The organism is Tritonibacter litoralis, assembly GCF_009496005.1.
Lineage (GTDB): Bacteria > Pseudomonadota > Alphaproteobacteria > Rhodobacterales > Rhodobacteraceae > Epibacterium > Epibacterium litoralis.
Window position 1 is genome coordinate 1 of the sequence record NZ_WIBF01000014.1, and the last position, 15,836, is coordinate 15,836.

Annotated in this window: 13 protein-coding genes; 3 read left to right on the top strand and 10 right to left on the bottom strand. The window is 54.2% G+C overall.

What is annotated here, in order from left to right:
* Positions 1–138 precede the first annotated feature (138 nt).
* Positions 139–645: an Lrp/AsnC family transcriptional regulator gene (locus GFB49_RS17755; RefSeq protein WP_153217286.1), complete on the top strand. Its 507-nt coding sequence runs from the start codon at positions 139–141 to the stop codon at positions 643–645.
* On the opposite strand, the gene GFB49_RS17760 is transcribed toward GFB49_RS17755, so the two are convergent.
* From GFB49_RS17760 to argE, 8 genes are all read right to left on the bottom strand, one after another.
* Positions 642–2,303 carry an ABC transporter ATP-binding protein gene (locus tag GFB49_RS17760; RefSeq protein WP_153217287.1) on the bottom strand — a complete coding sequence of 554 codons (1,662 nt, stop codon included), beginning with the start codon at positions 2,301–2,303 and terminating at the stop codon, positions 642–644. The genes GFB49_RS17755 and GFB49_RS17760 overlap by 4 nt on opposite strands.
* A complete protein-coding gene (locus GFB49_RS17765; protein WP_153217288.1) occupies positions 2,303–3,163 on the bottom strand; it encodes an ABC transporter permease in 861 nt (286 codons plus the stop codon). The genes GFB49_RS17760 and GFB49_RS17765 overlap by 1 nt, the downstream gene beginning before the upstream one ends.
* Positions 3,160–4,119 carry an ABC transporter permease gene (locus GFB49_RS17770; RefSeq protein ID WP_153217289.1) on the bottom strand — a complete coding sequence of 320 codons (960 nt, stop codon included), beginning with the start codon at positions 4,117–4,119 and terminating at the stop codon, positions 3,160–3,162. Before GFB49_RS17770 ends, GFB49_RS17765 begins: the two co-directional genes overlap by 4 nt.
* An 84-nt stretch (positions 4,120–4,203) precedes the next feature.
* Positions 4,204–5,814, bottom strand: coding sequence for an ABC transporter substrate-binding protein (locus GFB49_RS17775; protein WP_153217290.1), 1,611 nt, complete (start codon positions 5,812–5,814; stop codon positions 4,204–4,206).
* A gap of 291 nt (positions 5,815–6,105) precedes the next feature.
* Positions 6,106–7,017, bottom strand: a complete 912-nt coding sequence (locus GFB49_RS17780; RefSeq protein WP_153217291.1) for a 2-hydroxyacid dehydrogenase — start codon at positions 7,015–7,017, stop codon at positions 6,106–6,108.
* Complete coding sequence (locus GFB49_RS17785) at positions 7,014–8,402, bottom strand: aspartate aminotransferase family protein (protein WP_153217292.1); 1,389 nt, start codon at positions 8,400–8,402, stop codon at positions 7,014–7,016. The genes GFB49_RS17780 and GFB49_RS17785 overlap by 4 nt, the downstream gene beginning before the upstream one ends.
* 3 nt (positions 8,403–8,405) lie before the next feature.
* The gene (locus GFB49_RS17790; protein WP_153217293.1) at positions 8,406–9,224 is read right to left on the bottom strand and encodes a GNAT family N-acetyltransferase; all 819 of its coding nucleotides are present in this window, start codon (positions 9,222–9,224) and stop codon (positions 8,406–8,408) included.
* A 128-nt stretch (positions 9,225–9,352) separates the two neighbouring features.
* Positions 9,353–10,468, bottom strand: a complete 1,116-nt coding sequence (argE, locus tag GFB49_RS17795; RefSeq protein ID WP_246149782.1) for an acetylornithine deacetylase — start codon at positions 10,466–10,468, stop codon at positions 9,353–9,355.
* Positions 10,469–10,675: 207 nt separating this feature from the next.
* On the opposite strand from argE, the gene GFB49_RS17800 reads away from it, so the two are divergent.
* Both GFB49_RS17800 and GFB49_RS17805 read left to right on the top strand, forming a co-directional pair.
* Positions 10,676–11,341 carry a haloacid dehalogenase type II gene (locus GFB49_RS17800; protein WP_153217294.1) on the top strand — a complete coding sequence of 222 codons (666 nt, stop codon included), beginning with the start codon at positions 10,676–10,678 and terminating at the stop codon, positions 11,339–11,341.
* A complete protein-coding gene (locus GFB49_RS17805) occupies positions 11,341–12,630 on the top strand; it encodes an NAD(P)/FAD-dependent oxidoreductase (RefSeq protein WP_153217295.1) in 1,290 nt (429 codons plus the stop codon). The genes GFB49_RS17800 and GFB49_RS17805 overlap by 1 nt, the downstream gene beginning before the upstream one ends.
* 12 nt (positions 12,631–12,642) lie before the next feature.
* Here GFB49_RS17805 and GFB49_RS17810 read toward each other — a convergent pair whose 3' ends face one another.
* Entirely contained in the window at positions 12,643–13,590 is a 948-nt protein-coding gene (locus GFB49_RS17810) for a GNAT family N-acetyltransferase (RefSeq protein ID WP_153217296.1), read from the bottom strand.
* Positions 13,591–13,967: 377 nt separating this feature from the next.
* Entirely contained in the window at positions 13,968–15,824 is a 1,857-nt protein-coding gene (locus GFB49_RS17815) for a sigma-54-dependent Fis family transcriptional regulator (protein WP_153217297.1), read from the bottom strand.
* Positions 15,825–15,836 lie beyond the last annotated feature (12 nt).

Sequence of the window (15,836 nt, forward strand, 5' to 3'; positions counted from 1 at the left end):
CTCTCATAAGCAGATTTTGACACCTGCACTATGGCGCATTGCGACGCCGGTTGAAGCAGGAGCCATCCACCCCATCAATTTTGTCGTTGGACAATATGATCTTATGAAGAGCGCCCAGCCATTCTCATGGAAACTTGCATGACCAATACCTACAAACTCGACCGCATAGACGTGAACATCTTGGCTGCGTTGCAACAAAATGGCCGCATCACCAATGTTGAGCTTTCGGATATTGTGAATTTGTCGCCTTCACCTTGCCTGATGCGCGTAAAGAAGCTGCAGAAAGCCGGTTACATTTCCGGCTACACGGCCTTGATCGACGTCACCAAACTGGGCGAGACCTTAACCGTGTTCACAGAGTTCACCCTCAAGAACCACCGGCAAATCGACTTTGCCCGTTTTCAGGAAACGCTTGAGAAGATCGATAGCTGCGTTGAATGCCACTTGGTGTCCGGAGGGTATGATTACCTCGCCAAATTTGTGACGGCAGGTATTTCCGACTATCAAAATATCGTCGAAGCCCTGATCGACAAGGACATCGGTATAGACAAGTACTTTAGCTTTGTCGTGATGAAGACGCCCTTTGTGAAAAATCATCTTCCACTAGGGCGCTTGTTTGGAGATCGTTTACAGGAACAGGACTAACGACCCATCATCGCTTTTGCGAGCTCCGGGTCGTGTTCAAGATTTGCCAACCAGTCCGGATCAAGTTTGGGCACCGAGGAAATCAACAGACGCGAGTAGGGATGCTGAGCGCTTTGGCTCATATGGGCTGCCGGCAAGGCCTCAACCAAGTTTCCTTTCAGCATGACCAGAACATCGTCGCAAATAGCTTCCACCGTTGACAGATCATGGCTGATGAACATGTAGCTAAGGCCCAGGTCCTTTTGCAGATCCTTCAACAAATCCAGCATTGCAGCCGCCACAACCGTGTCCAAGGCAGACGTAATTTCATCACAAAGGATCAAGTCCGGTTCCGCAGCCAGCGCCCGTGCAAAGTTCACGCGTTGTTTTTGCCCGCCTGACAATTCGCCCGGCAGCCTGTGCCGCATGGCAGCAGGCAGTTGCACCATGTCCAACAGTTCAATCACACGCTTTTCCCGCGCCGCGCCTGTCATACCATGGTAAAATTTCAATGGTCTCGAGAGGATAGATTCAATCGGTTGGGAGGGATTTAATGCGGTGTCTGCCAATTGAAACACGATCTGAGTCCGTCTCAATTGATCCTTGGACCGATCTTTCAGGTCAGGTGAAAGCGCCTCTCCTTGTGAGAAAACATCGCCCCTGTAACGCGGCAAAATACCAGCTACTGCGCGGGCCAGTGTGGACTTGCCAGATCCGCTTTCCCCGATCACACCAAGGTTCGTGCCCTTTTCCATTTTGAAGCTGATGTTATCCAGAACTTTGAATTCTGCTTCGCCGGACCGCACCGGCCCATAGCCCGCAGACAAGCCTGTCACTTCCAGAATGGGTGGCACCGCTTTTGCCTCGGCCGTTTTCACCGACGCAAACGGAACCGGGTCAAAGGCCGACAACAGGTCTTTGGTATAGCTGTGTTGCGGTTTTTCCAGAATCTCCCGCGTCGGCCCAACCTCTTGTATCTGGCCGGCCTTCAACACAATAATACGATCCGCAATTTGCGCCACAACGGCGAGATCATGGCTGACATAAACACCAGCCATACCGCTGGCTTTCATCACCGACCGGAAGGCTCGTAGCACTTCAATCTGTGTGGTCACATCAAGCGCAGTAGTAGGCTCATCAAAGATCACCAGTTGCGGATCACCGATAAGGGCCATGGCCGCCGACAGCCGCTGCAACTGCCCGCCTGACACCTGGTGCGGGTACCGTCGCCCAATAGTTTCAGGCTCTGGCAAAGCCAGCGCCCGAAAAAGCTCCACCGCCTTAACCTCGGCCTCAGCACGTGGCATTAAGTTGTGGATATGCGTAACTTCAATCACCTGGTCCATGATGCGTTGGGACGGATTAAACGCGGCAGCTGCGGATTGTGGGATGTATGCAACCTCGGTGCCGCGCAAACTGGCCCGTTTTGCCTCATTCATTTTGGTGACATCATGATCGGCCAAGCGAATGGACCCGCCGTTGATCGAACACCCTGGCCGACAATGCCCCATCAGCGACAGGGCAATTGTGGTTTTACCGGAGCCGCTTTCACCAATCAGCGCAACAATCTCACCTGGCTGAATGTCGAAATCAACCTTTCGAATGATATCAACCTTTCGGCCAGAATCCGTCACCGCTCCGATCACAAGATCCCTTACAGACACTAGGGGCTGGGTCATCAATGGCTCCTGTCGCGGATTTTTTGAGGGAGGTTATCGATGAACATGTTCACCGAAATTGTCAGGGAAGCGATGGCGATGCAGGGAAAGATAACTGCGGGCGCGCCGAGGCTGAGGCCTTCGATGTTTTCACGAACCAGCCCGCCCCAATCCGCATGCGGAGGCTGTACGCCAATGCCGAGGAAGGACAGACCAGACAAAACGAGCACAATGAAGACAAATCGAAGCCCAAGGTCAGCAAGCACCGGACCCAGAATATTCGGCAGGATTTCTGTGCGAATAAGATAGGTGGTTTTCTCACCGCGGGCCCGCGCGACAGTCACAAAATCCATAGTATTCACATTGACCGCCAGCGCGCGGGCAAACCGATAGCTGCCAGGCAGGTAAATGGCAGCCAGCGTCAGGATCAACACAGGAATAGAAGAACCAACCGCCGCAACAACCACCAAACCAAACAACAGCGACGGAATACCATTAAACGCATCTAGCAAGCGCGATAGGATAGTATCAAACCAGCCCCCGATTACCGCTGCGATCATGCCAAGAACGACGCCGCCCATACAGGCCAAGGTCACGCCAGCCAGCGAAATGCCAACAGTATATCGTGCACCCATCAAAACGCGGCTCAAAATGTCGCGCCCCAGATAGTCTGTACCCATCCAGTAGCTTTCGCTGATCGGACCAAAATAGTCCCAATCAACGATCTTTCCTGGGGGGTAAGGTGTGATGAAAGGCGCAATCACTGCGATTACGGCCCAAAACAGGATCACGGCCAGACCGATTTTCCCTGTTGTATTAAATGCATATCCAAGACGTTCAGTGGAAAACTTGCGCGGGGTGGATTGGGTGTTCTGCATCATTTGCGCAATCTCGGGTTGGAAAGGGTCGCGACCACATCGGCTAGGGTGATCAAAGAAAGGTAGCTTACGCAAAACACCATTGCACAGGACTGGATGAGCGGGAGATCACGCGTCGCCACAGCATCAACCATCAGCTTGGCCACACCTGGGTAATTAAAAACGGTTTCAACGATGATCACACCGCCGACAAGGTATGACAGTGACAGCGCAACCGCATTTGCAATAGGTCCCAAAGCATTGGGCAAAGCGTGGCGCAAAACCATCCGCCGCCGACTGGCCCCTTTCAAAAGCGCCATTTCGACATACGGCGTGTTTATCGTTTCGATCACCGCAGCGCGCGTCATGCGGATCATTTGCGCAGAGACCACACAGGTTAGAGTGATGACTGGCATGGCATAGGCTTTTAACAACGCACCAAAGTTGCTGGCATCCGCTCCGTAGCTCAAAGCTGGCAACCAAGAGAGCCACACCGCAAAGACCAAAACGGCCAAAGTGGCGACCATAAACTCAGGAATGGAAATCACCGAAATGGTCAGGATCGATACAAGCCGGTCCAAAATGGATCCCTTCCACATAGCAGCAGCGATCCCACAGGTGAGCGCAAAAGGCACGCAAATCACGGTAACAACCACTGCAAGGCGCAAAGAGTTGGACAACCGGCGGCCGAGGAGATCAGCGACTTCGATGTCATTGACATAAGACCGCCCCATATCTCCGGTGGCCAGACCGCTGAGCCAAGACAAAAACCTGGAAATCGCCGGTTCATTCAGGCCCATAGCCTCACGCAATCCTGCCACGGCCTCGGGCGTGGCGGCTTGACCCAACAAAATCTCGGCAACATCACCTGGCAAAAGTTCAGTGGCAAAAAAGACCGCGAAAGACACGATAACCAATGTAATTAAAGCAACTCCAAGTCGCTGCGCGACAAGGAGCCAGGTTTGTAACGATCTATGCAACGCGGGCTCTCCGGGTAGGGCTCTGTAAATTATTTACGCCCTGCGCAGGGAAAACCTGCACAGGGAGAGTTTGATCAGGCTGAATTACGCGTCAAGCCACACATATTCGGCAAAAGCGTAGCCCATCTGGCCACCCAAGGGGTTAGGCCGCAAGCCTTTCACAGACTTGGACAGCGCGTCGACATTCGACAGATAGGCAGGAATGACCGTACCCGCATTGTTTGCGATCATTTCTTGCATGTCCCAGTAGATTTCCTTGCGAAGATCTTCATTCAATGCGCCACGTGCTTCGATCAGCATCTTGTCGAACTTCTCAGACTTGAACTGGCTCTCATTCCACTTTGCATCTGAAGAGTAGAGCAGCGAGAAGAGAATATCAGGTGTCGGGCGTGGGTTGATGTTACCGAAATGCACAGGCGCCTTCAGCCAGTATTTGGACCAATAGCCATCAGACGGCACGCGCTGGACATCAAAGTTCATGCCAATTTCTGAACCCGCTTGCTGTACCACGGTCGCCATGTCAACTGAGGCCGTCGCCGCATCCGACGCCACAATTGGAACCGTTTCACCCAGCAGACCAGACTTGGCAAACATCGCTTTTGCCTTCTCTGGATCAAAGGCCTTCGGGGCCAATTCCGAATTGTGATAACGGTTAGCAGCCGAAACCGGTTGGTCGTTGCCGACGGTTGCCATGCCGCGCAGAACCGACTTTTCAATCGCTTCACGATTGATCAGGTGCTTCATACCCTCAATAAAGCCTTCTTTGGCGCCGGGCTCCATGTCCAGTCGAATATTCAGGTTCGTATAGTTGCCCGAGCTTGTGACCGAAGACCATACGTGGTCTTGACCCTCCAGCATCCGACGCGACCGGCCCTTGATCGATGCGCCCATGTGAATATCACCAGACAGAACCGCATTGACACGCGCATTGTTGTCGGTGATCGCAAAATACTCAAAACTGTCCAGATAAGGACCATCTTTGAAGTAGTTCGGGTTCTTCACAGCGATCGATTTTACGCCCGGCTCAAAGGTCTCCATCATAAAGGCACCCGTACCGTTGCCTTTGGAGAAATCCGTGGTGCCGTCTGCGACAATCATAAAGTGGTGCAGTGACAGAATGGTCGGAAGATCCGCATTGGATTCTTCCAACACGATTTCAACCGTCAGATCATCCACCGCCTTAATTTCGGTCATCTGCTTGGCAATGGAATTCACCTTGGACCCAACAGCAGGGTCAAGATGACGGTTCATGGAGAACACAACATCCGCCGAGGTAAATGGTTTGCCGTCATGGAAAGACACACCTGATTTCAGCTTCACGGTCCATGTCTTTGCATCCGCAGATTCAATGCTGTCCGCCAGCTCCATTTGCACTTGGCCGAACTCGTCCAAGAACGTCAGACGGTTGTAGATGGCGCAGCAGCGGACATAATCGGTGGACAACGATGCCTTGGCCGGATCAAGCGTATCTGCGGTGGAGGATGACCACCCCGCCGCTTTTAGATGTCCGCCAAATACTGGCGTCTCTGCCACAGCACGTGTGGCGCTCATCATCAGGGACGAGCCCGCGCCGACAGCAACACCAGACGCTGCCAGAAGTTTCAACAAGTCCCGTCGCGTCGCACCGCGCCGGATTGCATTTTCGACCATCGCATCGTCACGACCGGTCCAATTTGTTGGCTTTTTATTGGTCATATTCAACCCCTGTTGGTAGTTGGGCGCACGCATGTGCACTGGCAAGAAGCTCTTTTGACTGACGGCACCGTTTGCTCATTCAACAACATTGCATGTCGCAAAATGGAGATAGCTTTGCCCTTCGTTATTTTTAGACAAGGTGTCAAAGCCCGCTGCCACAGCACTTCCTAAACTCATCATCCGCTAGAAAACGCCCGCATATTGTTTGATATCCGGGTGTCCTGCGGCAGAATCTTTCAAGTTGCCGAGATGCGCAGAACATCTGGTTGTGCGCATGCTCAAATGTTTCATTTAATAACCGTTGGCTTGGTTCACCAAACCCGGCGGAATTTCCCCCAGCTTTAACGCGCGAACCACATTCAAAGCATGCTGCGCGCCTTCATGTGCATCGGTTTGCGCGGCAACATGTGGCGTGACGATCAACTTTGGATGCGACCAGCCCCAATGGTGTTTCGGGAGCGGCTCAGGATTGGTGACATCCAAAATGGCCGAACTCAGGTGCTCCGTGTCCAAGGCGGCTTTTAGATCATCCATGTTTAAGTGCGGACCACGCCCGGCATGAACCAAATGCGCTCCTTTTGGCAGCGCGGCAAAGGTCCGCGCGTGCAAAATTCCCTTTGTTTCCGGTGTTAAAGGCAACAGGCAGACCAAGATGTCTGACTGTGCCAACACCGTTGGCAGCCCTTCGGCGCCGTAGGTTTTAACACCATCCACGGGGCGACCAGACCGCGACCACCCCACAACAGGGAAGCCCAAAGCGGTCAAGTTTTGCGCCACAAGCGTACCGATGCGCCCCATGCCAAGCACCCCAATCCGGCGGTCAGCATTTGCCGTGATCTTGAGACTGTTCCAAGTGTCCGACTTTGCCTGGTGCAAATAGGATGGGATGTCGCGATGCGCCATCAAACACGCCATGATCACCCAGTCGCGGACCTGGGTTTCTATGCCCGGCGCCAAAGATCGGCACAGCATAAGATGCTGCGGAAGTTCTCGCATGTGGTCGACGCCTGCCCCAACCGACAATACCAGCTTGAGGTTTGGATAAACCGTCAGATCTTCCGGTAGATCCCAACAGGCCAAAGCGGTGACCGCTTTGGTATCTGTCACCAATGACGGGTCAGCAAAAAACGGCTCTTCGGCATCTGCAAAGACCTCAGACCAGATCTTTGCGCGGGCGGGAAAGCTTTTGAGAAGCAACGTCATCCGCGCAAAACAGCTCTGATCTCTGGATCTTCCAGCGTCAGGTCCAGAACTTGCTTGGTTCGATCCACAATGGCGTCGATTTCATCAGCAGTGCAGCAAAGCGGCGGTGCAAACCCCAAAACACCATGTGGGAAGGATCGGATGATCAGACCTTTTTCCCAAGCACGATCAAACAGCCGTGTCGCAGCTTGAAGCTCAGCGGGGACAGGTGTCTTCTTTTCCTTGTCCGTGACCATTTCAATCGCGGCCAGCATCCCCCGGCCCCGCACGTCCCCAACCAAGGGGTGATCAGACAAGCCAGCAAGACCTGCTTGCAAACGCTCACCCATCTTGCGACCGTTTTCAAACAAACCGCCTTCGTACAGCTTTAGGACCTCCAGCGCGACGGCGGCGCTCACAGGGTGTGCCGAGTAGGTAAACCCATGCCCAACCGCCTTGGGCCCAGCCCCTTCTGCGATGGTCTCATAGACATGATCAGACAGGAAAACAGCGCCCATCGGTGCATAGCCGGATGTCAGGCCTTTCGCCGTGGTCATCATGTCAGGCACAATGCCCTCTTCTTCGCAGGCAAACATCGGTCCTGTGCGGCCAAAACCTGTGATGACCTCATCTGCGACAAACAGTATATCCAATTCCCGGCAGGTGTCCCGCATCGCTTTGATCCACCCTTTGGGCGGCACCAAAACACCGGATGACCCTTGAATAGGCTCAACATAAAATGCGGCAACACGATCCTGTCCGATCGCCTCGACCTTGGCCTTCAATGCGGCGACGGATGCAGCAATCACTGTTGCGGCATCTTGCCCAACCGGATTGCGATACAGGTAATGCGACGGAATTTTATGCTGCCAGTTGAACGGCACGCCGAACCCGTCATGAAACGCTGGCAAGGCGGTCAGCCCAGCCCCTGCAGAAGTGGACCCATGGTAGCCTTGTTCAACCGAGATATACTGGTCCTTGTTCGGTTGCCCCTTTGAATGCCAATAATAGCGCACAAACCGAATAGTGCTGTCGACCGCATCTGAGCCGCCCAATGTAAAGAAAACATGGTTCAGATCGCCTGGTGACCGCTCCGCCAGTTCTGCCGCCAATCGGATTGGCGCTTCGGAGCCAAGGTCAAAGTAACCGGTGGCATAGGGCAGTCGGCGCATTTGCTCGGCCGCGGCTTCGACGACGTTTTCATGCCCGTAGCCTGCGTTGACACACCAAAGCCCAGCAAAACCGTCCAATAGCTCACGCCCGTCACTGTCGGTAACCGTCGCCCCTTTGGCGCTCTTCAGGATACGAACACCACGGGCCTCATGCCCTTGCCACGAGGACACTGGATGGACAAAATGCTGGCGGTCCAGCTCATGTAGCGCGTTTGAAATTATTTGATCGTTCATCGTTTACCCCAAAGCCTGAGACACCAGACCGAAGGTCTGAAAAGTTGTGTCGCGTTCTACATCACGCGGGTTGAGCTCCATGCAGGTACCGCCGCCAGCAGGCTCTAGCCCAAGGCTCTGCGCAAATGCGCCGAGTTCTGGCACTGGCGTATCTATGCGTAGAAAGGATCCATCCTGGGCCTGCGCTGCCGTTGCCAACAGGGCGCGAGCCGTCTCCAGATTTTCTGCAACAATCGGACCCAAAACAGTGCCGCGCCCAAACTCGCGCAGAATGGCAAAGCCGTGGTCTGCGGTCAGAACCTGCCCGTGCTCAGCAATCCGTGCCAACAAATCGCCGCGTTCCAGGCCAGAGGCCGCCGCATCCATCGCAACCATCCGTTCCAAATCATAGCAACCCATTTTGACCGTCTGATCAGAGCGCGAGGACCGTGCGATACCTTGGAACTGTTCAACCTTGCCAGTTCGCACAAACCCCAATTTTTCATACAATGGCAATCCGTCTTGGGTGGCGATCAGGCGCATCTCACGCGTGCCTGCTTGTTCGATCACCGCATCCATCAAGCGCCGCCCAAGCCGACGACCACGCAGGCGCTCATCCACGATGATCATATTCAGCGTAGCCACATCACCGAACTTTGAAGCAAGCGCAGTTCCCACGACCTCACCTTCATGGCTCGCCGCAACCCCGGTGGATTGCGTAAGCGTCAGCGCCCAGTCTTCTTTGCGATGTGGCCAGGCAGCTTGTTGGCTAAGGCGCACAGCACCGGGCAAATGCTCTGTGGTGAAGTCCACCAATTGGATTGTGTCCAAAGTTGTCGTCATTCATTCAAATCCATGATTTCTTGAGACCAAGCCTAATGGCTTTGCTCCAAGCGTTTCACTGCGTTCGACATAAGTGGTGCATCAAAGCAGCTGCAATCGTTGGGTTCACGGCATAAAATGCTTCGGCCTCAGCTTGCGAGGCTCTGACCAAGGTTTAGAATCATATTCCGCGCTGCGCTCAGTTCCGCACGTGTCAAATATTCCTCTGGCTTATGCGCCCGCGAAATGTCACCGGGGCCGCAGATAATCGACGGAATGCCTGCTTGCTGAAACAAACCCGCTTCGGTGCCAAAACTCACAGCGCCAATGGCCGCAACTCCTGTGAGCGTGGTCATCAATTGCGCCAGACCTGAATCAGCAGGCAAGGCAAGGGCCGGGTAAGTTGAAATCAACTCAGCCTTAACATTCGGACCCCCACTTTCCACAAGCGGCTCCAGCAACACCTGCGGGTCAACGCCAGGAATACCCCGCACTTCGATCAGGGCTTGCGCGTGGTCTGGAATGATATTGACCGCTTGCCCTCCCTGAACCACGCCAATTTGCAAGGTCGAATAAGGCGGGGCAAATCGATCATCTTGGCCGTCAGATTTCAGCGTGTCCGCTTGATGCGCCGCCGCATTCAGTACGGGAAGGAGCGCGTGTATGGCATTTTCGCCCTGGTCCGGCCGTGAACTATGACCAGAAACACCGCGCGCCCACAATTTCATTGCCGCCTTGCCCTTATGAGCCAGAACGGGCCGCAGTCCGGTTGGTTCTCCAACAATGCACCCCAGCGGAGCCGCACATAGTTTTGGAAGCGCCGCGATCATATGCGGCACGCCCTTGCACCCGATTTCTTCATCATATGACAGCGCAATATGAATGGGTGCCGACAGCGCCATCGTTGCAAGGTCTGGAACTGCAGACAGGACCGCCGCGTCAAAACCTTTCATGTCACAGGTGCCACGCCCAATCAGCCGATCCTCATCGTGGCGCATTTCAAACGGATCGTCTTTCCATTCCGGCTCTCCCGCCGGCACCACATCCACATGCCCCGACAAAATGAATCCAGGCACCGAAGGATCACCAATGGTGGCAAATAGATTGGCACGGTCCCCTTCTGGCCCAGTCATGAGATGCACCTGCGCCCCGAATTGTTCGAGGTAGTCAGCAATGAACTGCATCAAGGCGAGGTTGGACGTACCTGCAACTGTCGGGTAACTCACCAACCTTGCTAACAATTCTTCCGCATTCAATCGTTGCATATACTGACCCACCTTTTGACGTTCCTGTTCATTCGCAAGTGTGCACTGGTTTAGGAAGACTCATTGTTCATGCCCGTCGTTCACATGGCAGGCTCTGCTGTAGTTCAAATCGATTTCAGAATTTCCTGCCTTGGTTTTGGCAAACCCGGCACGCAACGATGAAGGGAAAGGGACAAACTGGTCGTAACAACGAACTGGAGATCCCGGATGACCTTTCGCCCCAAGTACATCACCTTTGACTGCCACGGCACTATGATCAATTTTGACATGGCTGGTGCAGCGACGGACCACTACAGCCAAACTCTGTCCCCTGAGGCATTGAAGAAATTTATCAAAGACTTCTCAGCCTATCGCTTGGATGAAGTTCTCTGGGATTGGAAACCTTATGCTGAGGTCGTACACAACGCCCTTGAACGCACGTGCAAACGCAACGGGATTGCCTTTGACACTGCGATCGCACAGGACATTTATAATCGTGTCCCAACCTGGGGTCCGCATGCGGATGTGACTGCAGGTCTGGCCAAAGTGGCTTCAGACATCCCATTGGTTGCACTGACAAACTCGATGAATTCGCAAATTCCACACAATATCGAAAAATTGGGAGTCCCAATTGCACATGTCTTCACCGCCGAAGATGCGCAGGCCTATAAGCCCAGAATGCGTGCGTTCGAATATATGTTTGACCAACTCGGTTGCGGGCCAGAGGATGTGCTGCATGTTTCCTCCTCTTTCCGCTACGACCTGATGACGGCCTATGACATGGGGATCACAAACAAAGTCTGGGTGAACCGTGGTCATGAACCGGCCAACCCATTTTATGGCTACTCCGAAATTTCCGATATGTCCGGCTTGGCGAAAGTGGTTGGTTTGTAATGGAATTCGCCTCTTATTGGCACAAAACGGCCCCCTCATTTGCACTGGGATGCCCTGACCCAGTGCATGGCCATTTTGACGTCGCCATTATCGGGGCAGGATTTACGGGCCTAAGCGCGGCCCGCAGCCTCGCCAAGGCCGGTGTATCTGTCGCAGTTCTAGAGGCAGATCACGTCGGCGCTGGTGCATCTGGTCGCAATGGCGGGCATTTGAACAACGGCCTGGCCCATGGCTATGCCTCTGCCAAAGCTCAGTTGGGTGAGACACGTGCACATGCGTTATATAAGGCCTACGATCATTCCATTGATGTGATCGAAGACATTGTAAAGACAGAGGGAATCCAGTGTGACTTTCGGCGCGCCGGGAAGTTGAAGCTTGCATCCAAAGCATCACATGTTGAGGGTATGAAAGCAAACTTCGAACTGTTGCACAAAGAGGTCGACCCAGAGACCCGCTGGCTCAACCGGTCTGACTTAACAAGCCAGGTGGGAAGCGATGGTTTTCATGGTGCCATCCTTTTTGAAAAGTCAGCTATGATTCACATGGGGCGGTATGTCACTGGGTTGGCCACTGCCGCGCAACGGCATGGGGCAAAAATCTGGGAGCGAGCCCCGGTAACCGCGCGGGTCAAAACACAGACCGGCTGGCGCCTTGCGACCTCGCGCGGTGATTTGACCGCAGATCGCATTATTGCGGCCACGGGTGCCTATTCTGGCCAGGTTAAAACAGCGCCTTTGGGGTACTTCCGCAAACGCATCATTCCGGTTGGCTCATTCATCATCGCCACACGGCCCCTTTCTGACGCCGAAACCGAAATGGCCATGCCAGGAAACCGCACCTGTGTCACATCGCTGAACATCGGGAATTATTTCCGACTGTCTCCGGACAACCGTCTGATCTTTGGCGGGCGCGCCCGTTTTTCCGCCGACAGCAATCAACAGTCTGACGCAAAATCAGGTGCCATTCTGCGGCAGTCCTTGGCTCAGATTTTTCCGCAGCTCTCTAAAATCGACATTGATTATTGCTGGGGAGGGCTTGTCGGCATGTCCAAAGACCGTTTCCCACGCGCTGGCGAGGCCGACGGCATGCTCTATGGCATGGGGTATTCTGGACATGGCGCGCAGTTTGCAACGCTACTTGGACAGATGTTGGCCAACAAAGCATTGGGCATACAAGAAGAGACACCATTGGATGGGCTAACTTGGCCGACAGTTCCGGCCCTTTCGGGGCGGCCATGGTTCCTGCCCCTTGTGGGTCTTTGGTTTGGACTTAAGGATCGGCTTTCATAACTGGCAGTAACATCACCCCAAAGAGTGCGCGGCCAGCCCATACATCACAGCTCCCGAGGTCGCGCGCCTTTGTTTGCCTTTGTACATTTCCGTGACGGTATCAAACAAACCTAGTCCTGCCGCCGACAGAAAAGCTGTCAATTGGCCGTCTTCCACCGGGGTGTCAATACGAAGGAATTTGCCCGTTCTCGTTTGAATGAGCGGCGCAATCAACTGCATCGCGAGTTCATCGCAATCGGCCACAACAGGCCCAATCACCTGACCACGCCCAAAATTGCGGATCATCGCGTAACCTACTATTTTCCCCGCTTTTTCCGCAACAATGCATTCTGATTTAACCTTCAGAGCTTGAATAACGGTCTCACGGCCAACACCATAGGCGCCGGTATCAAGTTCAATCAATGTCGCCCAATCCGCCTCTTCAAGCGCACGAACCTCAGTATCAGGCACGGGTTCCGGCAAATAAATTTCGCGCGCGATCCCCTGTTGTTGGCGGATCGTTGCAACGGGCTGAAACCCTGCGGTCTCGTACAAACGATACCCGGCCCGCGTAGCGCTCAGCCGCAGATCCCGATTTCCGCAGGCACCCATAATCTGCTGCAACAACCAACGCCCGGTACCCAACGTTTGCAAACGCGGCGCCGTGATCATCATCCCCAACATTGCAAAGTCAGGTCCCATTTGAAACTTCATTGCTGAGCTCAAGGGACGACCGATTTCATCCAGTGCCAAATATCCTTGACCTAACTGTATAAGGAGTTCGAGATCCCGGTCGCGATGAGGCCAAAAAACACCAACCGTCAACTCCTGCAACAAAGGCAGATCCGTGAGAGAGATTTCATGCGTCGCGGCCTCAAACACATCCACTTTCAGATGAAGGTCTGTTTTTTTTCGTTGTGGCATCGCCCCCTCCACCTCTGGAAGCGTTTCGTTCTTATCGCCAAGATCCTTGGACGTCATACTTACCTCTTTTACCCTCAGAGCATGGGCCAACGCATGGGTTCATCCTTGACTTTACCAAGATTGCAAAGCGGAATCTGTTGAAGTCACGGGGTTCACGACATAAAATTTCACTACTTCTGAGCACTAGCCGAACGGTGTTTCAAAATGAGCTTGCGACAATTTCCGCTTCCGGCATTGGTGGCAAAGGACGTAATGCAAGCATTCTTTGCGAAATCAGATCGCCAATCCGCCTTGGGGTCTGCCATAAAACCCGGCAGCGACACGTGGTGTGGCGTTCCCTAAACCGTTAAAGTCTTTCTCTTTTCACGCGTGACCCGTTTCCGAGGCTTGCCCCGCATGGTAAGTTTCAGTGCTTGGTTCGTTCAGTAATCTGTTCATTCCCAATCCGCACTGGTGATCCCAAAGGATTTAATGCGGGAATAGACCGTGGTTGGACGCATGTCCAAAAGGGCCGCTGCGCCTGTTGCGCCTGACACCTTGCCCTTGGTCGCCCGCAACGCCGAAATCAGATTGGCCCGCACAATCGCCTGCAGCTCGGCTTCGGTTTTAATATTGTCCAAGCTTGGGCCACTGTCTGACACGCTGCCTGACAGTTCGATCTGCAACTTGCTGCCCGTCGACAAGATTGCCGCGCGTTCGATGACATTGCGCAGCTCCCGCACGTTACCGGGCCAGGAATAGTTCTGCAGTTGATACATGACCCGCTCTGTAATCTTGGGGACCGGGCGGTTCAGCTGCTGGCAGGCCAGTTTAAGCAAATGCAGCGCCAATTGCGGGATATCATCAGGCCGATCACGCAACGGCAGGCAGGTGATCGGAAAGACGTTGAGATGCATAAAAAGGGACTCGCGCAGTTTGTCTGCAGCGGACGCGCGCCCCTGTGACAGGGTCGTCGCCGAGATCACACGGATGTCCAGCGGTCGCTCACGCGTGTCCCCCAGACGTGTCACCGTATTGGTCTGCAGCGCATACAGGAGCTTGCCCTGAATATCATGTGGCAGCTCTTCGACTTCGTCCAGAAACAGGGTACCACCATGGGCCAGTTCCAGCTTGCCGGGCTTGTCTTCTTTGGCGGCCTGTGGCCCCCCGCGCAGCTGCCCGAACAATTCCGCCTCGACCGCTTCGGGGACAACAGAGCTGCAGTTGAACTGGATCAGGGGGCGGCGACGACGCGGACTGCCTTGGTGGATCTCTTTCGCGACCAAGGATTTGCCGGTGCCCGGCTCGCCTGAGATCATGACAGTCACATCGGTTTCCGCAACCAGATCCACACGTGCCAGAACCTGTTTGGTAGCGGTCGAGCTTCCAATAATCGCGTGGTGAGCTCGTTCCGAATTGATCTCTTCCTGCAGATACGCGTTTTCCTGTTCCAACCGATCCCTAAGATCGGCCACCTGTTGCAGCGCGTTTTTCAGCTTCTTTTCGTTTTCTTTGCGGTCCGTGATGTCGCGAAAGATCACCACAGCCCCAGCCAGGATCTGGTGGTCATAAATCGGCGTCGAGATGTATTCGACCCGGATCGGCTTGCCGTCTTTGCGCCAGAACACCTCATCCTCGATGCGGTGGACCTGTTCGAACCGAAAGGACTTATAGATCGGGCAATCCTGATGGAAATAGGGCTCGCCGGACAAATGATGGTGGTGGATGATCGAGTGAATGTCCTTGCCCAACAAATCTTCGGTGGTCCAACCCAGCATTTCTTGGGCGGCGCGGTTAACGAATGTTGTTTTACCTTCGGCGTTTAATCCATAGATCCCTTCGCCGGCGGCATTGAGGATCAATTGGTTGCGCCGCTCCAGCTCGGAAAAAAAGCTTTCGGCCCGCTTCCATTCATCAAGGCCCGCACGCTGAAGCTCGGCCACTTCGGCCACATGCGCGCGGCGATCCATGGCGTCCAGATCAATAATCAACAACAGAACTTCGCCCGGCCGGTCGGCGACCTTGCGGCCGCGCAATTCACAGCGCACCCAAGCGCCGTTTGGACGTTGCAGATCTACGCGGCGTGTCCAGGCCTCTCCGCGGGTGTCGACCTCATCCATAAACACCATAAACGCGCCGATCTGGCGCCCCAGGAAACGCACGAACGGCGGCAATCGTTCGCGGACCAGGTCCAACAAGCGACAGGCGTGATCGTTGATCTCTAGGATCTGGTCCGTCTGGGTACACAAAACCAGCGCGGCTTCGGGTAAGGCCGCGGCAATTGAGTCGGAAGGAAATGCAGTATCAGGCATGGCGAAACGGTA

Bases quoted from the DNA above. Each gene is read 5' to 3' on its own strand.
- GFB49_RS17755 (WP_153217286.1), top strand. From the start codon at position 139: ATGACCAATACCTACAAACTCGACCGCATAGACGTGAACATCTTGGCT.
- GFB49_RS17760 (WP_153217287.1), bottom strand. From the start codon at position 2,303: ATGACCCAGCCCCTAGTGTCTGTAAGGGATCTTGTGATCGGAGCGGTG.
- GFB49_RS17765 (WP_153217288.1), bottom strand. From the start codon at position 3,163: ATGATGCAGAACACCCAATCCACCCCGCGCAAGTTTTCCACTGAACGT.
- GFB49_RS17775 (WP_153217290.1), bottom strand. From the start codon at position 5,814: ATGACCAATAAAAAGCCAACAAATTGGACCGGTCGTGACGATGCGATG.
- GFB49_RS17780 (WP_153217291.1), bottom strand. From the start codon at position 7,017: ATGACGTTGCTTCTCAAAAGCTTTCCCGCCCGCGCAAAGATCTGGTCT.
- GFB49_RS17785 (WP_153217292.1), bottom strand. From the start codon at position 8,402: ATGAACGATCAAATAATTTCAAACGCGCTACATGAGCTGGACCGCCAG.
- GFB49_RS17790 (WP_153217293.1), bottom strand. From the start codon at position 9,224: ATGACGACAACTTTGGACACAATCCAATTGGTGGACTTCACCACAGAG.
- argE (WP_246149782.1), bottom strand. From the start codon at position 10,468: ATGCAACGATTGAATGCGGAAGAATTGTTAGCAAGGTTGGTGAGTTAC.
- GFB49_RS17800 (WP_153217294.1), top strand. From the start codon at position 10,676: ATGACCTTTCGCCCCAAGTACATCACCTTTGACTGCCACGGCACTATG.
- GFB49_RS17805 (WP_153217295.1), top strand. From the start codon at position 11,341: ATGGAATTCGCCTCTTATTGGCACAAAACGGCCCCCTCATTTGCACTG.
- GFB49_RS17810 (WP_153217296.1), bottom strand. From the start codon at position 13,590: ATGACGTCCAAGGATCTTGGCGATAAGAACGAAACGCTTCCAGAGGTG.
- GFB49_RS17815 (WP_153217297.1), bottom strand. From the start codon at position 15,824: ATGCCTGATACTGCATTTCCTTCCGACTCAATTGCCGCGGCCTTACCC.